Raw genomic sequence first — 21,202 nt, forward strand, 5'->3', positions numbered from 1 at the left:
GCGCTCACGCGCCGTCGGCGCCGCGCACGTCGAACTCGACCTTCCAGCGCTCGGCGCTGCCGCGCGGGATCGCTTCGAGTTCGAGCGTACCGGCTTCGGTCACGCGCGCGTGCAGCTTCACCGGCACGACCTCGCCGGGGTGGCGGCCTTCCGCGGGCAACGTCGCGTGAATGGCTTCGAGCTCCTGAAGTTCGTCCGGCGACCAGCCGTCGAGCAACGCGCCGACCGGATCCTGGCGCCGCACCGACGAGCCGAAGAAGCGGAAAAACACCGGCTCGCCGACCACGAGGCCGAACTCCTGCGCGGGCAGCGCGGCCTCGGCGCCTTCCTCGATGCCGAACGGCGCGACGCACAGCGCCTGCACCGGCGGCTCGAACCCGGGCACCGCGGGCATTGCCGACTCGACGGCGACGTAAAACGCGCGCGCGAGCCCGCCGCGGATGCGCACGCCGCGGCCGCGCTTCACGTAGCCGTAGTAGGCCGCGCCGCGCGCGACCGCGAGGTCGAGGTCCGCGCCTTCGATGACGCGCGCGGGTGCGGCGCCTTCGGCGGCGAGCCAGCCGTTCAGCGTGCCGACGATGCGCTCGACCAGCAGCGGCGACTTGAAGACCCCGCCGTTGAAGAGCACCGCGCTCGGATGCAGGAAGCTCGCCGCCTGCGCCTGCTCGCGCTGCGATTCGGGCAGCTCGGCGAGCGCGTCGCGCTGGCGGCCGAGGAACGCGGCCAGATGCCGCGTGATCGCCGCATCCTGCGCATACGGCAGGCCGAGCTGCGTGAGGCCGGCGCGCGCGCGGCTCACCGGACGCGCGGCCGCGTCGACCTGCGGGAAGAAGCCGTCGAGGATCAACTGGGTCAGTTCGGCGCGCGTGAGCTCGGTGCGGATCGACCCGCCGATCAGCTTTGCGCCGCGGCTCGGGACGACGAGCGGCACGGTGTCGACGCTCGCGTCGCCGAGCAGCGTCTCCTTCGCGGCGCGGCACGCGTGCGTGAGCGCGCGCAACTGCCATGCGTCGATCGGGGTGCCTTGCGCGGCGAGCTTGCGCGCGACGCTGTGCGCGAGCGCGAGGTCCATGTTGTCGCCGCCGAGCAGGATGTGCTCGCCGACCGCGATGCGATGCAGTTCGAGGTTGCCGTCGCGCTCGACGACCGCGATCAGCGACAGGTCGGTGGTGCCGCCGCCGACGTCCACCACGAGCAGGATGTCGCCGACGCGCACCGCCTTGCGCCACTGGCCGGCGCTCTTCTGGATCCAGCTGTAGAGCGCGGCCTGCGGCTCTTCGAGCAGCGTCATGTCGGCGAAGCCGGCCGCGTGCGCGGCTTCCGCGGTCAGCTCGCGCGCGGCGGGATCGAACGATGCGGGGATCGTCACGGTGACTGCCTGCTCGCGCAACGGGGCGTCGGGATGCGCGTGATCCCACGCTTCGCGCAGGTGCGTCAGATAGCGCACCGACGCTTCGAGCGGCGACACGCGCGCGACTTCGTCCGCGGGCGCGTCGGCCGGCAGGATCGCGGCGCGCCGGTCGACGCCGGGATGGCACAGCCAGCTTTTTGCGCTCGACACGAGCCGGATCGGCGTGGCCGCGCCGCGGCTGCGGGCCATCTCGCCGACCGCGAAGGTGCGCGCGCCGTCCCACGGCAGCGCGAGATCGGCGGGCGCGAGCTCGCTCGGATGCGGCAGATACAGAAACGAAGGCAGCAGCGGGCGTGCGTCGACCGCGCCCGGCGCGCACAGCTGCGCGACCGGCAGGACGCCCTGCACGGCGTGCTCGCCGTCGCTCGCGGCGAGATCGAGCCACGACAGCGCGCAGTGGGTGGTGCCGAGGTCGATCCCGATCGAATAACGCGGCGTGCTCACAGTTCCACCTCCGCCGGTGCGATGACCGTGGCGTCGTGGCTCGCGGCGAGCTTCGGCAGCCGCACGGCGGCGACGCGCCAGCCGCGATGGCTGAGGCTGCCGGTGAACGGCGCGGCGCCGACCACGTTGCCCGTCACGCGCACGGCGGCGGCGTCGAACCCTTCCGGCAGCGTGATGCGGCTACCTTCGGCTTCGTCGCGCACGGGCTGGATCGCGAAGTGCTCGCGCAGCACCGCGCGGCAGCCGCCATGGACGACGCGCGCGGCGGCGCCGATGTCGGCGTCCGAGTACGCGGCGACGTCCTCCTCGACGAAATCGACGAAGCGCGCCTCGCGCTGCAGCAGCGCGAGCAGTTGCAGCGCGGCGTCGGGGCTCGCTTCTTTCAGTGCCGGCGCGGCGGGCTGCGGGGCGGGCGCGGCGGCCGGAGCCGGGGTGGGCGTCGGCGCGGGCGCTGACGTGGGCGCTGACGCCGGCGCGAGCGGGGCGCCGGCGCGCAGACGCTGCACGCGGGCCGCGAACTCGCGGTCGCCGAGGATGCTGAAGAACGTTCCGACGGCGAGCGAGATGCGGCCGAGGAAAGACACGTTCGGGTCGGTCATGAATGGCTCCTGATGGGCTCGGTGAGAGGACGCGCGGTCCTCGGGCGTCGCCGGCCAGCGGGCTGGCGGCGCCGGGGTTGTCGGGGGGGCGGACGCCGGTGCGCGGGCGCTGCCGGGTGGCGGGGCCGGCCCGTCGACGGCCGGCCCGGATAGGCCCCGGACGGTATTTTACCGTCCGGCCGGTAAGGGGTTACCCGCAGCCGGCGGAAGCGGCTCGCGACAGAGGGGGAGGGCGGCTGTTTTCGGGTGGCGCGGGCGACCCGCGGCGGCGGGCCGTTGCATGAGGGGCGCGGGTGTTCGCGTGGACGTCGGGGAGGGGGCCTCTGCGCGCACCTGACTTTCGCCAGGGGATCGAGGCTACTGGGTTAAACTCCCGTCTTTTGCGAAGACTAGCTTGCAGTCCGCCGTGGCGTCGAGGCCATCGGACGCGGTAAATACCGTATTGCCACCGGGCCGTGGCGAATCCGGGAAAGCGCGGCTGATTCGAAGACACCCGGCCCTGCGGTCGATGACGCACGCCGTCGCCCCGCCTGAACTTCGACTCGGTCAACACTCGGTCAACATGAAAACAATCCCGGACGCGCACGGCACGGGAAGCCGTGTAGCAACCCCTCCGCCCGATCACCCGCGCGTGGCGGTACTGATTCCTTGCTATAACGAAGCCGCGACGGTCGGCACCGTTGTACGCGATTTCCGGCGCGCGTTGCCGCACGCCGAGATCTACGTGTTCGACAACAACTCGTCGGACGCGACCGTCGACGTCGCGCGCGCCGCCGGCGCGCGGGTGAAGCGGGTGTCCGATCAGGGCAAGGGCAACGTGATCCGGCGCATGTTCGCCGACGTCGAAGCCGATGTCTATCTGATGGTCGACGGCGACGGCACCTACGATGCCTCGGCGGCCCCGCTGCTCGCGACTGCGTTGTTGCGCGACGGTCTCGACATGGTCGTCGGCACGCGCGTGTCGGAGCATCAGGAGGCTTACCGGCGCGGCCATCGCTTCGGCAATCGCGTGCTGACCCAGTGCGTCGCGACGCTGTTCGGTCAAAGCTTCACCGACATGCTTTCCGGCTACCGCGCGTTCTCGCGCCGCTTCGTCAAGTCGTTTCCTGCGCATGCCGCCGGCTTCGAGACCGAGACCGAACTGACCGTGCACGCGCTCGAACTGCGCATGCCGGTCGCCGAGATTGCCACTGCGTACGGCGCGCGGCCCGAGGGCTCCGAGAGCAAGCTCAACACGTGGGCAGACGGATTCCGCATCCTGCTGATGATCGGCCGGCTGCTGAAAGCGGAGCGGCCGCTGCCGTTCTTCTCCGCCGGCTTCTTTGCATGCGCGCTGGCGTCCTTGCTGCTCGCCATTCCGGTCTTCGACGACTATCTCAGGACCGGACTCGTTCCGCGCCTGCCGACCGCGCTCCTGTGCGCGGCGCTGATGCTCTTCGGCGCGATCCTGCTGACCTGCGGCATCGTCCTCGACACGGTCACGCGGGGCCGCCTGGAGATGAAGCGCTTCGCGTATCTGATGCATGCGGCCCCGCAGGCGCCCGACGCATCCGACTGACATGCGATCCCAGTTCCTGCGCTTTGCGCTGGCAGGCGGCCTCGGTTTCGTCGTCGATGCCGGCGTGCTGTGGCTCGCGCTGCAACTGCATGCCGGTTACTTCGCCGGCCGGGCGATATCCTTTCTCTGCGCCGTATGGCTCACGTGGCAGATCAACCGGCGCTTCACGTTCCGGGAGCGGCCGGTCGAGTCCGCGTGGAAAAGCGCGTGGCGCTATCTGGTCGCGATGTCGGCGGGCGGTTGCGTCAACTATGCCGCGTATAGCTCGATCGTCGTGCTGATGCCGCGCTCCGCGGTGCTGCCGTATCTGGGTGTCGCGGTGGGGTCGCTTGCCGGCCTCGCCGTCAATTTCACTTCCGCCCGGTGGTGGGTATTCCGCCATCGACCGTAACGCCGCGTTCATGTCCGAATCCGATCCGATTGCCGTTCCGCCGTCGCGCCCGTCGCGCACCGCAGCCCTCAACTCGCCGCAAGCGCTCGTTCTCGCACGGGTCGCCGTGCCGCTGCTGTTCGGCCTGTATTCGCTATGGCTGGGTGCCGATGCGAACTGGGACCTGTACAACTATCACCTGTACAACCCGTTTGCGTGGCTGCACGGAAAACTCCTGATCGACCTTGCGCCGGCGGGCATGCAGTCTTATTTCAACCCGCTGCTCGACGCCGCGTATTACCTCGCGAACCTGTATCTTCCGCCGCGGGTGGTCGGCTTCGCGCTGGGCGCGCTGCACGGGCTGACCTTCGTCATCCTGCTTGGCATCGCTCAGGCCGTGCTGCCGGGGTTGCCCGCGCGCGACCGGTATCGGGTGCCGCTTCTGCTCGCGCTCGCCGGGTGTCTCACCGCCAATTTCCTGTCGGGTCTCGGAAGCTCGATGGGCGACGATTCGACTGCGCTACTGTGCCTCGCGGGGCTCTGGGTGCTCGTCGCGGGCTGGCACCGGGCGAGCCGGTTTTGCGGGCCGGCCGTCGCGCTCGTGCTGTGCGCGGGCGCGCTCGTCGGGCTCGGCACCGGGCTCAAGCTGACGAACGCGGTGTTTGCGGTGGCGATGTGCGGCGCGCTGCTTGCCTGTCCCGGCCGCGCGGGGCAGCGCATCGGGCTTGCCTTCCTGTTCGGCGTGGGCGTGCTGGCCGGCTTCGCGGCAACCGGCGGATACTGGCTCGTCCATATGTGGAGACTGTTCGGCAATCCGCTTTATCCGCAGTTTGCCGGGCTGTTTCCGAACCCGCTGGTGCACGGCAACGAGATGGGCGATGCGCGCTGGCGTCCGCGCAGCCTCGTCGAGTTCGCGCTCTGGCCGTTCGTCATTACACTGAACTCGCACCGGGTCGGCGAGACGGAGATCCGGCAGATCATCTGGCCCATCGTCTATGTCCTCTTCTGGGTCTGGGCGGCTGTCCGGTGCTGGACCGGATGGGTTCGCCGCGAACGCGGTCCGGCGATGGACCCGCGTGGCCGGTTCGTCGTCCTGTATGTCGCGCTCGGCTTCGTCGTCTGGACCGAGGCCTTCAGTATCTACCGCTATATCGTCGCGATCGAGGTGCTTGCGCCGCTCGCGGTCTGGCTGCTGCTGCAGGATCTGCTGTCGTATCGCGCGGCGTCGCGCGCGTGCCGCTGGCTGCTCGGCGCGGCCACGGCCGTTGTGCTGGCCGGCGGCGCGCAAACGTGGGGACACGAACGCTGGGCCGACCCGCTGTGGCATGCCGACGTGCCGGCCATCGCGCAGCCGTCCCGGACCACGGTCGTGATCGTATCGACGCGTTCGCGGCCCTGGGGCTGGCTCGCCACGCTCTTTCCCGACAAGGTTGCGTTCGCGCAGCTCGAAAGCAGTTTTCCGGCGTCCGCCGCGTTCGTCGAACGCCTTCGCGAAGAGGCGCAGCAGCGCGGCGGCACGATCTACGCGATCACGGACGGCGAGTACAACTGGCGAGTCGACAGCATTGCCCGCCTGAACGCCGCCGCGCACCGTATCGGACTCCTGAGCAGCGAACGAGGCTGCGCGGCGATACGCTGGGCCGTCACGCGCCTGCATCTGCACGCGGCCGTGGCGGGGGCGACGCAAGGCGCGGACCGCTGCGCGCTCACGCTGCGTCCCGACGACGTTCGCGATATCGGTGCGGCGGACCGCGCCGACCGCGACGCCGCGGCCGCCGTGTTTGCCCGCCACGGCTTCACGCTCGATACCGCGAGTTGCGTGCCGTATCGCGCCGGCATCGGCAAGGGTGTCCAGCGCTACCAGTGGTGCAGGCTGTCGCTGCGCGACCCCGGATGATCCGGCGCGTGTCTATCCCCGCCGCGCCCCGCGCGCGGCGACGCCCGTCGCGAGCGCAGGCCCGGCCGGCGACACGTCTTGCGATGCAAGCGTTTCGAGCGCGAGCCCCTTCGTTTCGATGCCGAGCATCGCCACCGCAAGCGCGGCGACGGCGAACGACAGCGCGCCGAGCGTAAATACGCCGCCCTGTCCGAACACCGGCAGCACGACGCCGACCGCATACGGCCCGATCAGCGAGCCGATGCGCCCGATCGCCGACGCGCATCCCGAGCCCGTGGCGCGCGCGCCGGTGCCGTACAGCTCGGGCGTGTACGTGTAGAGCACGGCCCACATGCCGAACAGGAAGAACTGCATGACGAGCCCGGTGCCGATCAGCATCGCGACGCTTTGCGCGTGCAGCGCGGTTTGCCCGTAGATGAACACCATCACCGCGCCGCCGGTCAGCGACGCGATGCAGGTCGGCTTGCGGCCCCAGCGCTCGACCAGCCAGGCGGCGCACAGAAAGCCGGGCACGCCGCCGAGCGAGATCAGCATCGTATAGAGCACCGATTTCGTCACCGCGAAGCCGGCTTGCTGCATCAGCGCGCCCAGCCACGACGTGAGCCCATAGAAGCCAAGCAGCGCGAAGAACCACAGCAGCCAGACCATCACCGTGCGTGAGCGGTAGGCGGCGCTCCAGATCTCGCGCCATGCGCTCTGGCCGCGCGGCGCGGCGGGTTCGGCAAGCGCCGGCGGCGCGGGCAGCCGCGTGAGGCCGCATGAACGCATGACGGCGGCCTCGATGTGCGCGAGCACCGCATCCGCTTCGCCGAGCCGGCCGCGATGTTCGAGCCAGCGCGGCGACTCCGGCACGATGCGGCGCACGATCAGCACGAACACCGCGGGAATCGCGAGCAGCGCGAACACGGTGCGCCAGCCGAACGCCGGCAGCACGAAATACGACACGAGCCCGGCGGTGATGAAGCCGAGCGGCCAGAAGCCGTCCATCAGCGCGACGAGGCGGCCGCGCGACGCGGTCGGCACGAACTCGGACAACAGCGTCTGCGCGACCGGAAACTCCATGCCCATGCCGACGCCGAGCAGCACCCGCCATGCGATCAGCGCCTGCACCGAATGCGCGGTCGAGCACAGGTAGGACGCGACGCCCCACAGCACCATGCTCCACTGGAACACGGGACGGCGGCCGAAGCGGTCGGCGAGCAGGCCCGCAACGGCCGCGCCGAACACCATCCCGAAGAAGCTTGCGCTCGCAACCAGTCCGGCCAGCGCGCTCGACAACCCAAATTCGCTCTTGATCGAGCCGAGCACGAAGGTCATCGTGCCGAGATCGATGGAGTCGAAAAAGAACGCGGCGGCAATGATGATGAAGATGACGCGGTGATAACCGGAGAACGGCAGCCGCTCGAGGCGCGCGGCGGCGGGAGGGCGAACGGCGGACAGTGAAGCGCTGCGCGGCATGGTTTCCCCTGGGCGGACGGTGGGCGGCAGGCGGGCAAGCCGGCGCGCGAGGCGCCCGATGCCCGGTTGCGTCCAGTAGACCTGGCCATTAAACGCCGACATAGAAGATATCCGGCATCGGGGTGGAACAGGTCCGCCATGCGCCGGCTTCGCAAGCGGCGGCGACGCGGGGGGCTGTTCGCCGTCGCGACATCGACGATGCGCCCCCAGCGTGCGCGCGTCGACGGCCGTGCGAATCGCGTCGTGTGAACGGCCGCGCTCAGGCGGATCGCGAGAACAGCGGCGCGCGCGTCATATGCCGCGGGGATTCTGCACGCCGAGGCTCGTCATCTTCTTGTAGAGCGTCGCGCGTCCGATGCCCAGCCGGCGTGCCGCGTCGGCCACGCGGCCGCCGCTTTCGGCGAGCGCGTTGCCGATCAGCGCGCGCTCGAACTGGCTGAGCGCCTCGTCGTAGCGGGTGGCGGTGCTGCCCGCATGCAGCGGCGGGTTGCGCGCCGGCTGCGTGCGCATGCCGGCCGCGATCGCGGTCTGGATGAGCCCCGCATCGAGCGGTTCGCCTTCGGCGGCAAGCAGCGCGCGTTCGAGCACGTTGCGCAGTTCGCGCACGTTGCCGGGCCAGTCATGCTCGCGCAGCGCGGCGAGCGCGTCGGGCGAGAGCACCGCGTGCTCGTAGCCCGCCTGCGTGCAGAGCTCGTCGAAGATCGACTCGCAGATCACCTCCATGTCTTCGAGGCGGCTGCGCAGCGGCGCCACGACGACGGTCAGCACGTTCAGACGATAGAACAGGTCCGGGCGAAAGCGTCCTTCCGCGACGGCTTCGTGAAGGTCCTGCGAGGTCGCCGCGATGATGCGCACGTCCGCATGCATGACCTTGTTCGAACCGAGCGGCTCGAACTCCTTTTCCTGCAGCACGCGCAGCAGCTTCGCCTGCAGCGGCAGCGGCATGTCGCCGACTTCGTCGAGAAAGAGCGTGCCGCCCTGGGCCGCCTGAAACTTGCCCGCGCGTCCCTTGCGATCGGCGCCGGTATATGCGCCCGCCGCCGAACCGAAGAACTCCGCTTCGAGCAGCGTCTCGGGAATCGCGGCGACGTTCACGCTGACGAACGGTTTGGTCGCGCGCTGCGAGGCCGCATGGATGGCGTGCGCGAGCAGCTCCTTGCCGGTGCCGGTTTCGCCGAGCAGCAGCACCGGCGAATCGGTGGCCGCCGCGCGGCGCGCGTGACGTTTGAGTTCGAGCGTGACCGCGCTCACGCCGGCGAAGTTCGTGAACGAGTATTTGGCGCGCCGTTCGCGGCGCAGCGATTCGCGCGCGCTCGCCAGCTGCTCCTGCATCAGCGCATAGCGCGACAGCAGCGGCGACAGCGAATGCAGCCGCTGATGCAGCGCGAAGCCGATCGCGCCGATCGTCTCGCCGTTATCGTCCTTGAGCGGCAGACGCATCACGACGAGCGGGGTGGGCTCGCCTTCGAGGATGTCGAGCAGCAGCGGCTTGCCGCTTTGCACGACTTCGCGCATGCGGCTGTGCGGAATCACCGCCTCGCACGGGTGACCGATCGCGTCTTCCGCGTGCGCGAGGCCGAAGCGTTGCGCGTACTGGTCGTTGACCCAGACGATGCGCGCGTCGCGATCGACGATCAGCGTGCCCTCGCTCGCGCATTCGAGCACGTCGAGCAGCGAGCGCATCGTGAGCTGCCGCATATTGGCGTAGTCCGCGAGGTTACAGGTGGCTTGCGGAATGCGTTCATGCTTCATGCGGGGACGGCCGTGGCGCTGCGTGTCTTCGTCGGTTCTGCGCTTCGTCACGCTGTCTGCCCGGGTGCTCTGCTGTTCAGCGGATACCGCCATCGATCGTCTCCTTGTGGGGTGCCAGTCGCGTCGCGACGCGCAAGGATAGCCGAGTGCGCGCCACGTCTCAATCGGTGGAAATCACGGCGCCTCAAAAACACGGCGCGTTGTTGCCATCCGGAGAAAAGCGTCTCCAAAGCGAGACGCTGCAATCGTCGTGCGAACCCACTATCTGGTTTGAGACGCGTGCCCAGCACGGCTTGCCGATGCCTACGATTGGCCTGCACACCCTGCGCGATGGGGGTTGCAGCGCCCTGCACGCGGGTCGGCGGGGAACGGCTGGCATACGTCTTGCGTTTTGTCAGCCCGGCCAGCGTTGCCCCGTCGCTGGCTTCGCGAACGATCAGAACGAGTGGAGACATGACAGATCGGAACATCATCCTCGAAACGCACAACCTCACCAGGGAGTTCCGCGGCTTCAAGGCGGTCAGCGGCGTGAATCTGCGCATCGCGCGCGGCACGATTCATGCGCTGATCGGCCCGAACGGCGCCGGCAAGACCACGTGCTTCAACCTGTTGACGAAGTTTCTCGAACCGAGCGCCGGGCACATCGTTTTCAACGGACAGGACATCACGCGCGAGGCGCCTGCGCAGGTCGCGCGGCGCGGCATCATCCGCTCGTTCCAGATTTCCGCTGTGTTTCCGCATCTGACGGTGCTCGAAAATCTGCGCGTCGGATTGCAGCGTCAGCAAGGCACGGCGTTCCAGTTCTGGCGCAGCGGCCGCACGACCGAAGCGCACGACGCGCGCGCGATGGCGCTGCTCGACGACGTTGACCTAGGCGAGTTCGCGCATACGCCCGCGGTGGAGCTGTCGTACGGACGCAAGCGCGCACTCGAAATCGCCACGACCCTCGCGATGGAACCCGAACTGATGCTGCTCGACGAACCCACCCAGGGCATGGGCCACGAAGACGTGAGCCGCGTGACCGCGCTGATCAAGCGCGTGTCGGCGGGCCGCACGGTGCTGATGGTCGAACACAACATGAGCGTGATCGCCGGCATTTCGGATGCGATCACCGTCCTGCAGCGCGGCACGATTCTCGCAGAAGGTACGTATAACGAAATTACCGGGAACCCGCTCGTGCGGGAGGCCTATATGGGCAGCGCGCAGGCCGTGCTCGAAGGAGCGCACGCATGACGGGCGCGGCGCTTCAGGCCGGCGCGGCGCCGGCCCTCGAGATTGCGGGCCTGCAGGCCTGGTATGGCGAGTCGCACATCCTGCACGGGGTGGACATGACGGTGGCGCGCGGCGAGGTCGTCACGCTGCTCGGCCGCAACGGCTCGGGGCGCACCACGACGCTGCGCGCGATCATGGGCCTCACCGGACGGCGCGAGGGGACGATCCGCGTGGGCGGCGCGGAGACCATCCGCCTGCCGGCGCATCGGATCGCGCATCACGGCATCGGCTATTGCCCGGAGGAGCGCGGCATCTTCGCCAGCCTGTCGTGCGAGGAGAACCTGCTGTTGCCGCCGCCGGTCGGTCCGCGTGCAACGCGCGCGCAGGGCATGCCGCTCGAGCAGATCTACGCGATGTTCCCGAACCTGGCGGAGCGGCGCGCGAGTCAGGGCACGCGCCTGTCGGGGGGCGAGCAACAGATGCTCGCCGTCGCGCGGATCCTGCGCACCGGCGCGAACCTGCTGCTGCTCGACGAGATCTCCGAAGGGCTCGCGCCGGTCATCGTGCAGGCGCTTGCGCGGATGATCACGACGCTGCGCGAGCAGGGCTACACGATCGTGATGGTCGAGCAGAACTTCCGCTTTGCCGCACCGCTCGCCGACCGCTTCTACGTCATGGAGCACGGCCGGATCGTCGAGCAGTTCGGCGCCGGCGAGCTCGAACGCAAGATGCCGATCCTGCATGAACTGCTCGGCGTGTAGCGCCGGCGATTCTGTTTTTTCACCACACCGTCCAATATCGGAGACCGCAGTATGAAGATTCGCCTCAAAGCCCTGACAATCGCGATGCTGACGGGCCTCGGCCTGAGCATGACGCCACCGGCGAGCGCCGCCGCCGACAGCGTGAAGATCGGTTTCATCACCGACATGTCGGGCCTGTATGCCGACGTCGACGGGGCCGGCGGCCTCGCGGCGATCCGGATGGCCGTCAAGGACTTCGGCGGCAAGGTGCTCGGCAAGCCGATCCAGGTGGTCTATGCCGATCACCAGAACAAGGCCGACGTGGCTGCGTCGACCGCGCGCGAATGGTTCGATCGCGACGGCGTCGACATGCTGATCGGCGGCACGAACTCCGCGACCGGCCTCGCGATGAACACGGTATCGGCCGAGAAGAAGCGCGTCTACTTCAACGTCGGCGCCGGCACCGATGCGCTGACGGGCAAGCAGTGCCAGCCGTACGGCGTGCATTACGGCTACGACGTGGTGGCGCTCGCGCGCGGCACCGGCTCGGCGATCGTCAAGAGCGGCGGCAAGTCGTGGTACTTCCTGACCGCGGACTACGCATTCGGCCACGCGCTCGAAAAAGCGACCGCGGACGCGGTCGAGGCGCAGGGCGGCAAGGTGCTCGGCGAGGTGAAACATCCGCTGTCGGCGTCGGACTTCTCGTCGTACCTGCTGCAGGCGCAATCCTCCGGCGCACAGGTGCTCGGCCTCGCGAACGCGGGCGGCGACTTCGACAATGCGGTGAAGGCGGCCGGCGAGTTCGGCATCAACAAGAAGATGCGGCTCGCGGGCCTGCTTGTGTTCGTCAACGACATCCACAGTCTCGGCCTGAAAACGACCCAGGGCATGGAGCTGACGACGAGCTGGTACTGGAACAAGGACGACGCGTCGCGCGCGTTCGCACACCGCTTCTACGCGCAGATGCACAAGATGCCGAGCAGTCTGCAGGCGGCCGACTACTCGGCGGCGCTCACCTACCTGAAGGCGGTGCAGGCGGCGGGCACGACCGATGCCGGCAAGGTGATGGCCGAGCTGAAGAAGATGCCGGTGCACGACATGTTCGCCGACGGCTTCATCCGCCCGGACGGCCTGCTGATGCACGACATGTATCTGATGCAGGTGAAGACACCGGAAGAATCGAAGGGACCGTGGGACTACTACAACGTGGTCTCGACGATTCCGGGCAACGTCGCATTCACGTCGCTCGCCAATTCGGCCTGCCCGCTGCTCAAGAAGTAAGTCCGGGAGGCGCGCAGCCTTCCGCTTGCTGTTCGCGAACCCGCGTCGCGCACGTCGCGCACGCGACGCGGGTTCGCCCGGTCGCTTCAGGGACGAAGAATTCAATGGAACTGTTTGGCATTCCCCCTTCCGCATTGCTCGGCCAGTTGCTGCTCGGGCTCGTGAACGGCTCGTTCTACGCGGTGCTGAGTCTCGGGCTCGCAGTCATCTTCGGCCTGCTCAACGTGATCAATTTCGCGCACGGCGCGCTCTTCATGCTCGGCGCGATGCTCGCGTGGATGGGCGCGCAGTATCTCGGCATCAACTACTGGGTGATGCTCGTCGCCGCGCCGCTCGTGGTCGGCGCGCTCGGCGTGGTGCTGGAGCGCGGCCTGCTGCGGCGCATCTACCGGCTCGACCCGCTGTACGGGCTGCTGCTCACCTTCGGCATCACGCTGGTGATCGAGGGCGCGATGCGCGCTGCCTACGGTGCGTCGGGCGAACCGTATGACGCGCCGGCGCTGCTCGACGGCGCAACCAACCTCGGCTTCATGTATCTGCCGAACTATCGCGCGTGGATCGTCGTCGCGTCGCTCGCCGCGTGCTTCGGTACATGGTTCCTGATCGAGAAGACCCGCATCGGTGCCTATCTGCGCGCGGGCACCGAAAATCCGCGGCTCGTCGAGGCGTTCGGCGTCAACGTGCCGGTGATGGTGACGCTGATCTACGGCCTCGGTGTCGCGCTCGCGGCTTTCGCGGGCGTGCTCGCCGCGCCGGTGGTCGAGGTGTCGCCGCTGATGGGCCAGCACCTGATCATCACGGTGTTCGCGGTGGTCGTGATCGGCGGAATGGGCTCGATCATGGGGTCGATCGTGACGGGCCTCGGGCTCGGCGTGATCGAAGGGCTAACGAAGGTGTTCTATCCGCAGGGATCGTCGACGGTGGTGTTCGTGATCATGGCGCTGGTGCTGATCGTGCGTCCGGCGGGTTTGTTCGGCAGACAGGGGTAAGGGGCCGCGATGCAACGACCGATGCTGTACCTGATTTTCGCGGCGGCGCTCGTCGCCGCACCGTGGCTCGGATGCTATCCGGTGTTCATGACGAAGCTGCTGTGCCTCGCGCTGTTTGCATGCGCATTCAACCTGTTGCTCGGCTATACCGGACTGCTGTCGTTCGGGCACGCCGCCTTTTTCGGCGGAGCGGGATATGTGGCGGGTTACGCGCTGCGCAATCTCGGGCTGACGCCGGAGCTCGCGATTCTCGCGAGCGTCGCGGCGGGCGGCGTGCTGGGGCTCGCGTTCGGGCTGCTTGCGATCCGGCGCGCGGGCATCTACTTTGCGATGATCACGCTCGCACTCGCGCAGATGGTGTACTTCGTCTGCGTCGAGGCGCCTGTCACGGGGGGCGAGGACGGCCTGCAGGGCGTGCCGCGCGGGCGTCTGTTCGGGCTGCTGCCGCTCGGCAACGACACAGTGCTGTATTACGTCGTGCTGATCGTTTGCGTGCTGGCGTTCCTGTTCATCATGCGCGTCGTGAAGTCGCCGTTCGGACAGGTGCTGCGCGCGATCAAGGAGAACGAGCCGCGCGCGATCTCGCTCGGCTACGACGTGGATCGCTTCAAGCTGATCGCGTTCGTGCTCTCGGCGCTGCTGTCCGCGCTCGCGGGTGCGCTGCAGACGCTCGCGCTCGGCTTCGAGACGCTGTCCGACGTGTACTGGACGATGTCGGGCATGGTGATCCTGATGACGCTCGTCGGCGGCCTCGGCACGTTCTTCGGCCCGGTGCTCGGGGCGATGCTCGTCGTCGTGCTCGAAAACCGGCTTGGCGACATCGGCAACGGGCTGGCTGCGCTCACCGGCATCGCGTGGTTCCAGAGTCTCGGCGAGTCGGTGACGATCGTGATCGGGCTGATCTTCGTGGTCTGCGTGCTTGCGTTCCGGCGCGGCGTGGTCGGCGAGGTGGAGCGCTTTTGGGCGGCGCGCAGCCGGCGCGCTCGCGCGGCCGGGCGGCTGGGCGCGCGCCGTCCGGCTGCGTGACGCGGCGCGACCGCGCGTTTCGCCACGCGCCGCGTCAGCCGCCTTGCAGCGCGGCTGCACGCGCCGCTTCCGGCGCGCGCACCGCCGCACCGCGCGCGGGTGCGCCGTGTGCGACGTAGTAGCGGGCATCGGCAGGGGGCAGCGGGGCGCGCCCGCGGATGCGGTCGGCGATCTTCTCGGCCAGCATGATGGTCGGCGCATTCAGGTTGCCGGTGGTGATGCGCGGCATGATCGACGCGTCGACGACGCGCAGCCCTTCGAGCCCGTGCACGCGCCCTTCGTTGTCGACCACCGCCATGTCGTCGTAGCCCATCGCGCACGAACACGACGGGTGATACGCGGTTTCGGCGCGCGCGCGCACGAACGCGTCGAGCTCCGCGTCGGTGCGCAGGTCCGCGCCGGGGTTCAGCTCGGCGCCGCGCCAGCGGTCGAGCGCCGGTTGCCGCATGATCTCGCGCGTGATCCGGATCGCGTCGCGGAACTCGCGCCAGTCGAGCGCGTCGGCCATGTAATTGAACAGGATCGACGGATGCACGCGCGGATCGCGCGAGCGCAGCTTCACGCGCCCGCGGCTCGGCGAGCGCATCGAGCCGACGTGTGCCTGGAAGCCATGCATATGGATCGCGTGGCTGCCGTTGTAGTTGATCGCGACGGGCAGGAAGTGATACTGGACGTTCGGCCAGGGATCGTCGTCGCGGGTGCGGATGAAGCCGCCCGCTTCGAAATGATTGCTGGCGCCGATGCCGGTGCCGCGCAGCAGCCATTCGAGGCCGATGGCCGGCTGGTTGCGCAGCAGCAGCGCCGGATACAGCGACACCGGCTCCTTGCACGCGTACTGCAGGTACATTTCGAGGTGATCCTGCAGGTTGCGGCCGACGCCGGGCAGGTCGAGCACGAGCGGGATGCCGAGTTCGCGCAGCCATTCGCCCGGACCGACGCCGGAGCGCTGCAGGATCTGCGGCGAGGCGATCGCACCGCCGCACAGCAGTACCTCGCGGCGCGCGTGCGCGGTGTGCGGCGTGCCGCCGTTCAGCCATGCGACGCCGTGCGCGCGCGTGCCGGCGAACAGGATGCGGTCGGTCAGCGCATGCGTGACGATGGTCAGGTTGCGCCGCGCGCGCGCCATGTCGAGATAGCCGCGTGCGGTGCTCGCGCGCCGGCCGCGCGCGGTGACGGTGCGGTCCATCGGCCCGAAGCCTTCCTGGCGGTAGCCGTTCAGGTCGTCGGTACGCGCATAGCCGGCCTGCACGCCCGCTTCGACCATCGCCTCGAACAGCGGATTGACGCCGGGTTTGCTGGTCGTCACGTGCACCGGGCCGGCGCCGCCGTGATAGTCGTTCGGACCGGCATCGCGCGTTTCCGCGTGGCGGAAGTAGGGCAGGCAGTCGGCATAGCGCCAGTTTTCGAGGCCGTCGAGCGCGGCCCAGCCATCGTAGTCGAGCGCATTGCCGCGGATGTAGCACATGCCGTTGATCAGCGACGAGCCGCCGAGCCCCTTGCCGCGCCCGCATTCCATCCGCCGCTGGTTCATGTGCGGCTCGGGCTCGGTTTCGTACGCCCAGTTGTAGCGGCGGCCCTGCAGCGGGTACGCGAGCGCGGCGGGCATCTGCGTGCGGAAATCGAGCCGGTAGTCGGGCCCGCCCGCTTCGAGCAGCAGCACGGTCACGTCCGGGTCTTCGGTGAGGCGCGTCGCCAGCACGTTGCCCGCGGAACCCGCGCCGATCACGATATAGTCGTATTCCTTCCCTGACATTTCGGATTCCTTCAGAACAGGGGCTGGTAGCGGCCCAGTTCGACCTGGACGGATTTCAGTCGCGTGTAATGCGCGAGCGTCGCGACGCCGTTTTCGCGGCCGATGCCCGACTGCTTGTAGCCGCCCACCGGCATTTCGGCCGGCGACTCGCCCCAGGTGTTGATCCAGCAGATGCCGGCTTCGAGCCGGTGAATCACGCGATGCGCGCGCGCGAGGCTTTCGGTGACGATGCCGGCGGCGAGGCCGTAGTGCGTGTCGTTCGCGCGGTGGATCACTTCGTCTTCGTCGTCGAACGCGAGCAGGCTCATCACCGGGCCGAAGATTTCCTCGCGCACGATCGTCATGTCGTCGCGGCAGTCGGCGAACACGGTCGGCTGCACGTACTGGCCGCGCGCGTACGCGCCGTCGGCGAGGCGCGCGCCGCCCGCGACGACGCGCGCCCCCTCGCGCTTGCCGCGCTCGATGTAAGCGAGCACCTTGTCGAGCTGCGCGGCGCTCGCGAGCGGGCCGAAGTTCGTATCGGGATCGGACGGCGCGCCGATGCGGATGCGCTTCACCCGCTCGACGAGCATGGCCTCGAACGCCGGCAGAACCGCGCGATGCACGAACACGCGCGTGCCGTTCGTGCAGACCTGGCCCGCGCTGAAAAAATTCGCGCTTGTCGCGATGTCGGCAGCGCGTTCGAGATCCGCGTCGTCGAAGACGATCAGCGGCGATTTGCCGCCGAGTTCCATCGTCACTTCCTTCAGCGACGAACCGCCGGCGAGCGCCATCACCTTCTTGCCGGTTTCGACGCCGCCGGTGAACGACAGCTTGGCGATGTCCGGGTGCGCGGCGAGCAGCGCGCCGACCGTGCCGTCGCCCTGCACGACGTTGAACACGCCGGGCGGCACGCCCGCCTCGCTGTAGATCTGCGCGAGCCGGATCGCGCTGAGCGGCGTGATTTCGCTCGGCTTGAAGATCATCGCGTTGCCGGCGGCGAGCGCGGGCGCGGACTTCCAGCAGGCGATCTGGATCGGATAGTTCCAGGCGCCGATGCCGGCGGTCACGCCGAGCGGTTCGCGCCGCGTATAGACGAACGAGTCCGCGCGCAGCGGAATCTGCGCGCCTTCGAGCGCGGGCGCGAGGCCCGCGTAATACTCGATGACGTCGGCGCCGGTCGCGATGTCGACTGCGCGCGTTTCCGCAACCGGCTTGCCGGTGTCGCGCATTTCGAGTTCGGCGAGCGCGTCGTTGCGCGCGCGCAGCAGGCCGACCGCGCGGTGCAGGATGCGCGCGCGCTGCATCGCGGTGAGCGCGGCCCACGCGCGCTGGCCGTCGCGCGCCGACGCCACCGCGCGGTCGATGTCGGCGGCGCTCGCCTGCTGCACGGTGGCGAGCGTGTCGCCGGTGGCCGGATCGCGGGTATCGAACGTGACGCCGCTCGTCGCGTCGACGGACTCGCCGCCGATGTACAAACGTTGCAGGCCATACAGGGACATCAGGTTTCTCCTTTGCCGCGGCCCGCGCGCGGCGCGAGCAGCAGATCGATGTAATCGTTGGCGAGGCGCAGCGCGGCCTTCGTGTCGAACGGCGCGCCGGCGAGCGCGCCGCGCAGCCACAGGCCGTCGATGAGCGCGGCGAGGCCGCTCGCCGCGCGCCGGGCCGCGGCGCGCGGCAGCGCCTTCGCGAACTCCGCGCACAGGTTCGAATAGAGCCGCCGCGTGTTCACGCGCTGCAGCCGCCGCAGCGGCGGCTCGTGCATGCTCTGCGCCCAGAACGCGAGCCAGGTCTTCATCACCGGGCTGCTCAGCTGGCTCACGTCGAAGTTCGCCGCGACGATCGCGCGCAGCCGCGCGCGCGGCTGCGCCGGCGCGGCGTTGCGCCGGCGCGCGGTGGCCGCGGACAGATCGCGCAGGATGTGGCGCATCGTCGCTTCGAGCAGGCCGTCCTTGTCGCCGAAGTAGTGGCTCACGATGCCGGTGGAAATCCGCGCGCGCTGCGCGACCGCCGCGAGCGTGGTGCCGGCGAGGCCCGCTTCGTCGATCGACAGCAGCGTGGCGTCGATCAGCTGCGCGCGGCGCACTTCGCGCATTCCGGTTTTGGGCATGGTCTCTCAGGTTCCGTGATCGGATGGCGTGACTCTATGCGTTTTTTATTGAACGTTCAATCAATAAAAAAGGTCCGGCACGGCGATGTCGGTTTCAGCCAGGAGCATGTCGGGTTTTGCACAGGGGGCGCATGCCCCGAGCGAATACGCTGCAAGGTGTGGCGCCCGCGCCGGTCGCGGCCGGCGCGGCGTTCCGGCAACCGTTCAGCAGGATCAACATGGAGACGAGACAATGAGCAGCAATCGCGGTGTCGTGTATCTGGGGCCGGGCAAGGTCGAGGTGCGGCCGATCGATTATCCGAAGATGGTCGACCCGGCGGGCCGGGCGATCGGTCACGGCGTGATCCTGAAGGTGGTGTCGACCAACATCTGCGGCTCGGACCAGCACATGGTGCGCGGGCGCACCACGGCGCCGGTCGGGCTCGTGCTCGGGCACGAGATCACCGGCGAGGTGGTCGAGGCCGGGCGCGACGTCGAGACGCTGAGGGTCGGCGATCTGGTGTCGGTGCCGTTCAACGTGGCCTGCGGCCGCTGCCAGACCTGCAAGGAGCAGCACACCGGCGTGTGCCTGAACGTGAATCCGGCGCGCGCGGGCGGCGCGTATGGCTACGTCGACATGGGCGGCTGGATCGGCGGGCAGGCCGAGTACGTGCTGGTGCCGTACGCGGACTTCAACCTGCTGAAATTTCCCGATCGCGACCGCGCGATGGAAAAGATTCGCGACCTCACCTGCCTGTCGGACATCCTGCCCACCGGCTATCACGGCGCGGTGATGGCCGGCGTGAAGCCCGGCTCGACCGTCTACGTCGCCGGGGCGGGCCCGGTCGGGATGGCGGCGGCGGCGTCCGCGCGCCTGCTCGGCGCGGCGTGCACGATCGTCGGCGACATGAATGCGGAGCGGCTCGCGCATGCGCGCGCGGTGGGCTTCGAGACCGTCGACCTGTCGCGCGATGCGACGCTCGGCGAGCAGATCGCGCAGATCCTCGGCACGCCCGAGGTGGATTGCGCGGTCGACTGCGTCGGCTTCGAGGCGCACGGCCACGGCAGCCACGGCCATCAGGAGGAAGCGCCCGCCACCGTGCTGAACTCGCTGATGGACATCACCCGCGTGGCCGGCGCGATCGGCATTCCGGGCCTGTATGTGACCGACGATCCGGGCGCTGCCGACGCGGCCGCGCGCAAGGGCAGCCTGAGCATCCGCTTCGGCCTCGGCTGGGCGAAGTCGCATTCGTTCCATACCGGCCAGACGCCGGTGATGAAGTACAACCGCAACCTGATGCAGGCGATCCTGTGGGACCGTCTGCCGATCGCCGACATCGTCAACGTGACCGTCGTGTCGCTCGACGATGCGCCGGAGGGCTACCGCAAGTTCGACGGCGGCGCGCCGCGCAAATTCGTGATCGATCCGCACGGGCTGCTGAAGGCCGCATAACGGGTACGCCCGTGCGGCGCACCACGCGCCGTGGCTGAAACCTCTCCCATCCGGCTGCCGCTGTAATAACATGGAGCGCGGCGTGCAGGCCCGTGCGGATCGCCTCGGCGAACCGCTGCGGCCTGTTCGCGATGCGCGCCGCATGTGCTCCGGGTGATTCCGGAGTTCCGGCTGTCCGGGGCGCGGCGGCGCGCGCCGCCGCGAACGTTCCCGCGGCGCAGGCGGCATCGGCCGCACCGGTTCGGCCAGGCCCGCGGCCGGAAAGCGGGCGTACTTACCAGAGAGGATCAGGCATGGCTTTCGGACAAGGCAGCGGTTTGCAGCGTCAGGTGATCAGCACGCTCGACAGCCAGGGGCGCGACGTGATGGGCCTCGACACGCTGGCATGGAAATACCCCGACAACAGCATCGTCTCGGGCTCGCTGCTGACGGTCGAGTCGAATCACTTCTGCGTGCTGAAAAGCCGCGGCGCGGTGCTCGACGTCTACGAGACCGGTCAGCACCAGATCACCACGCCCGACAAGCCGATACTCGGCAACATCGTGCAGGGCTTCTTCGGCGGCACGTCGCCGTGGCAGTACGAGGCGATCTACGTCCAGCGCAGCAAGCTGCTCGCGCAGAACAAGGGCGTCGCCACGTCGAAGGAAATGGCGATCATGGATTACACGGTCGACTACTACGTGCACGTCGACACGAAAGACGACGCGGTGAAGCTGATCACGCACATGCCGTTCGCGGGCGAGCGCATTCCGATGGCGGAGCTGACCGCATACGCGGGCCCGGTGATCGAGCAGGCGATCAACCAGATCGTGCAGGTCACGCCGATGGAGCAGATCAACGAGCACATCCACGACATCATCGAGCTCGCGAAAGGGCATCTGAGCGATTTCCTCGGCATCTACGGCGTGCATCTGAACGACGTGAAGATCCTGATCATGCCGCAGGACGCGCGCATGCGCGAGCTGATCTCGCTGCGCGCGTTCGGCATGACCGAGCTGGAGGCCGCGCGCATGTACCTCGCGCTGAAGATGGCCGACAAGGGCCTCGTGTCCGCTCCGAACGCCGCATGCGGCGCGCCGTTCCAGATCGGCGGCGCCGCGCTCGGCACGTTCGACGCGGGCACGCTCGCCGGCCTGCAGAAATAGGCGCGTTCACGCGGCGCGCGGCGGGGCGGCGCGCCGCATTCCCGAA

Annotated in this window: 17 protein-coding genes; 10 read left to right on the forward strand and 7 right to left on the reverse strand. The window is 68.9% G+C overall.

Annotated features, from left to right (window positions below; translation table 11 throughout):
• Positions 1–4: 4 nt before the first annotated feature.
• Together AC3AP7_RS22255 and AC3AP7_RS22260 are read right to left on the reverse strand one after the other, a co-directional pair.
• Complete coding sequence (locus AC3AP7_RS22255; RefSeq protein ID WP_487364707.1) at positions 5–1,855, reverse strand: Hsp70 family protein; 1,851 nt, start codon at positions 1,853–1,855, stop codon at positions 5–7.
• Entirely contained in the window at positions 1,852–2,454 is a 603-nt protein-coding gene (locus tag AC3AP7_RS22260; protein WP_487364708.1) for a DUF2760 domain-containing protein, read from the reverse strand. The genes AC3AP7_RS22255 and AC3AP7_RS22260 overlap by 4 nt, the downstream gene beginning before the upstream one ends.
• A gap of 562 nt (positions 2,455–3,016) precedes the next feature.
• Between AC3AP7_RS22260 and AC3AP7_RS22265 the strand changes: the two genes are divergently transcribed.
• From AC3AP7_RS22265 to AC3AP7_RS22275, 3 genes are read left to right on the forward strand one after another with little or no spacing between them, the layout of a single operon-like run.
• A complete protein-coding gene (locus AC3AP7_RS22265; protein ID WP_487364709.1) occupies positions 3,017–4,012 on the forward strand; it encodes a glycosyltransferase in 996 nt (331 codons plus the stop codon).
• A gap of 1 nt (position 4,013) precedes the next feature.
• Positions 4,014–4,403, forward strand: coding sequence for a GtrA family protein (locus AC3AP7_RS22270; RefSeq protein ID WP_487364710.1), 390 nt, complete (start codon positions 4,014–4,016; stop codon positions 4,401–4,403).
• Between the two features lie 10 nt (positions 4,404–4,413).
• Positions 4,414–6,279, forward strand: coding sequence for a hypothetical protein (locus AC3AP7_RS22275; protein ID WP_487364711.1), 1,866 nt, complete (start codon positions 4,414–4,416; stop codon positions 6,277–6,279).
• 12 nt (positions 6,280–6,291) lie between these two features.
• Here the strand turns inward: AC3AP7_RS22275 and AC3AP7_RS22280 are convergent, their stop codons facing one another.
• Both AC3AP7_RS22280 and AC3AP7_RS22285 read right to left on the reverse strand, forming a co-directional pair.
• Positions 6,292–7,737 carry an MFS transporter gene (locus AC3AP7_RS22280; protein WP_487364974.1) on the reverse strand — a complete coding sequence of 482 codons (1,446 nt, stop codon included), beginning with the start codon at positions 7,735–7,737 and terminating at the stop codon, positions 6,292–6,294.
• A gap of 291 nt (positions 7,738–8,028) precedes the next feature.
• Positions 8,029–9,489: a sigma-54 interaction domain-containing protein gene (locus tag AC3AP7_RS22285; protein WP_487364975.1), complete on the reverse strand. Its 1,461-nt coding sequence runs from the start codon at positions 9,487–9,489 to the stop codon at positions 8,029–8,031.
• A gap of 453 nt (positions 9,490–9,942) precedes the next feature.
• Here AC3AP7_RS22285 and AC3AP7_RS22290 point away from each other — a divergent pair, with 453 nt between their 5' ends.
• The 5 genes from AC3AP7_RS22290 (at position 9,943) to AC3AP7_RS22310 (ending at position 14,737) form a co-directional block, all read left to right on the forward strand.
• On the forward strand, positions 9,943–10,722 hold the full coding sequence (locus tag AC3AP7_RS22290; protein WP_487364712.1) for an ABC transporter ATP-binding protein: 780 nt from the start codon (positions 9,943–9,945) through the stop codon (positions 10,720–10,722).
• Positions 10,719–11,462, forward strand: a complete 744-nt coding sequence (locus AC3AP7_RS22295; RefSeq protein ID WP_487364713.1) for an ABC transporter ATP-binding protein — start codon at positions 10,719–10,721, stop codon at positions 11,460–11,462. The genes AC3AP7_RS22290 and AC3AP7_RS22295 overlap by 4 nt, the downstream gene beginning before the upstream one ends.
• A 57-nt stretch (positions 11,463–11,519) precedes the next feature.
• Entirely contained in the window at positions 11,520–12,722 is a 1,203-nt protein-coding gene (locus tag AC3AP7_RS22300) for an ABC transporter substrate-binding protein (protein ID WP_487364976.1), read from the forward strand.
• A 104-nt stretch (positions 12,723–12,826) separates the two neighbouring features.
• Complete coding sequence (locus tag AC3AP7_RS22305) at positions 12,827–13,711, forward strand: branched-chain amino acid ABC transporter permease (RefSeq protein ID WP_487364714.1); 885 nt, start codon at positions 12,827–12,829, stop codon at positions 13,709–13,711.
• A gap of 9 nt (positions 13,712–13,720) precedes the next feature.
• Positions 13,721–14,737 (forward strand): branched-chain amino acid ABC transporter permease, encoded by a 1,017-nt coding sequence (locus AC3AP7_RS22310; RefSeq protein ID WP_487364715.1) that lies wholly within the window; start codon positions 13,721–13,723, stop codon positions 14,735–14,737.
• A 34-nt stretch (positions 14,738–14,771) separates the two neighbouring features.
• Here the strand turns inward: AC3AP7_RS22310 and betA are convergent, their stop codons facing one another.
• The 3 genes from betA to betI are packed head-to-tail and all read right to left on the reverse strand — an operon-like array spanning position 14,772 to position 18,579.
• Complete coding sequence (gene betA, locus AC3AP7_RS22315; RefSeq protein WP_487364716.1) at positions 14,772–16,490, reverse strand: choline dehydrogenase; 1,719 nt, start codon at positions 16,488–16,490, stop codon at positions 14,772–14,774.
• An 11-nt stretch (positions 16,491–16,501) separates the two neighbouring features.
• A complete protein-coding gene (betB, locus tag AC3AP7_RS22320; RefSeq protein ID WP_487364717.1) occupies positions 16,502–17,971 on the reverse strand; it encodes a betaine-aldehyde dehydrogenase in 1,470 nt (489 codons plus the stop codon).
• The gene (gene betI / locus AC3AP7_RS22325; protein WP_487364718.1) at positions 17,971–18,579 is read right to left on the reverse strand and encodes a transcriptional regulator BetI; all 609 of its coding nucleotides are present in this window, start codon (positions 18,577–18,579) and stop codon (positions 17,971–17,973) included. The genes betB and betI overlap by 1 nt, the downstream gene beginning before the upstream one ends.
• Positions 18,580–18,811: 232 nt before the next feature.
• On the opposite strand from betI, the gene fdhA reads away from it, so the two are divergent.
• Complete coding sequence (gene fdhA / locus AC3AP7_RS22330) at positions 18,812–20,011, forward strand: formaldehyde dehydrogenase, glutathione-independent (RefSeq protein WP_487364719.1); 1,200 nt, start codon at positions 18,812–18,814, stop codon at positions 20,009–20,011.
• Between the two features lie 293 nt (positions 20,012–20,304).
• On the forward strand, positions 20,305–21,156 hold the full coding sequence (locus AC3AP7_RS22335) for an SPFH domain-containing protein (RefSeq protein ID WP_487364720.1): 852 nt from the start codon (positions 20,305–20,307) through the stop codon (positions 21,154–21,156).
• Positions 21,157–21,202: the final 46 nt, after the last annotated feature.

The organism is Paraburkholderia sp. PAMB 6770, from assembly GCF_057748135.1.